Raw genomic sequence first — 1470 nt, forward strand, 5'->3', positions numbered from 1 at the left:
AACCGCGCCAACATAACAACCGACGCCATTACTAAAAGTACGCGGAGCGCTCAACATCACCGACGGCGCGGTAGGCGGTACGGCTCCGAATACCACCGAGCCTGTCCCGAGAAATGAGCAATTGCCATTCTCCTGTCCGCACAACTTGTACTGTTGACCTGAGACCGTGATCGTGCTTGCCTGCGCATACGCGCTTTCCGCGCCAATCGATGCGAAGACGGTGGCCGAGGCAACCCCAAGTAATTTCAAATATCTCATCATTGTCCGTATATGTCGCTAGAAGGAGGTTTTCCCCGAGGATTCAGCAAGATCGATCAAAGTCGTCCCGCTTCGGCGTTGTTGGGTACAGAGAGATGTGAACTTGAGAACGCGCTGATCCCGTTCATTGCTGATGAAGCTGAAGCTTTTAACGCGCGCTGCTGTTCGCTAGCAGATGTCGCAAATCAGTCGCGCTTCCATTGACCGCTGCTAGACATAAGTGTGATCAAGGCTTTGATCCGGCGTCACTTGTCACCTTTTGTCATTACGCAGGCCGAATTAAAGAAGCGCATCACGGTCATTCCGCGAAGCGTTATCAGCGGCGAAACCCATGGAGTTGCAGCGTTGAGCCGCCAACGCAGGATGTAGCGAAATTAATCCGCCCCCACTCGTCACGTGGCGGGATCAGTTGAATTCCCATCGACGTCGAACGACGCCTGCGCGGCGCACGGCCGACAAAAAAACTCGATTGTTCAAGTCTTCTACCAATGGCGCCTCAATCAACGACCACCCGCAGACGGCGTAGACTCGCGCCGTCGTCGTCCGCCGGGAAGACAGTTGTGTCACGTCCGCGTGGATTTGAATCCACTCATATTCTGAAATGGGTCTCGGGTACCCCATACTGACTCGGGCACGGGTTGTCTCTTTCGTATTCACGTGTCGCTCTCCTTTCGCCCTTCCTGTACTGTGCGCGGGCGCAAGTGGATGTCTGCCAGCCCGAGCCGGCTCGGAGATGGAAAAAACTAAGGGCTTTCACCGTGCTTCTGCCTAAGCTACGGTTTCATCCAACCTGCATTGAGCCAATAAGGTGGCGATCGGATCAATCGACCCTTTCCGCGCTTGCTGTGGACCGCGCCCGCCATGAAATTAATGTAGACGCAACTGATACACGAAACCATTGTACGAACGGGTAGAACTGCTCCTGCATAAGCGTCGGGAACTCATACAAGCGTATAGAGGGTTCTGGTAATCATATAGCCGGCCTCCCTCCGTTTGAGTCGAACGTCTGGCGTAGAGTCATGCCCTGGGGGGCTGTCACGTTGCTGACGCCACGACGAGATATCGGCAAGGACTGTCGTGTCTCAGAACACGGTGGACGGAGCGGCTCTGATGTGATGGACGACTCCCGCTACGCAGCGAGAGGTTTATGCCAGAGTGGAGCGGTCGTGACGTCCACGGCAAAGGAGCGTTCATCATGAAGATAGCGACTGT

1 pseudogene is annotated in these 1470 nt (G+C 55.0%); it reads right to left on the reverse strand.

Going from position 1 to position 1470, the window contains the following annotated elements:
* Window positions 1–261, reverse strand: a pseudogene (locus HV744_RS36985) (hypothetical protein); the annotation flags it as partial.
* Window positions 262–1470 lie beyond the last annotated feature (1209 nt).

It is taken from the genome of Paraburkholderia ultramafica (assembly GCF_902859915.1).
Classification (GTDB): Bacteria; Pseudomonadota; Gammaproteobacteria; order Burkholderiales; family Burkholderiaceae; genus Paraburkholderia; species Paraburkholderia ultramafica.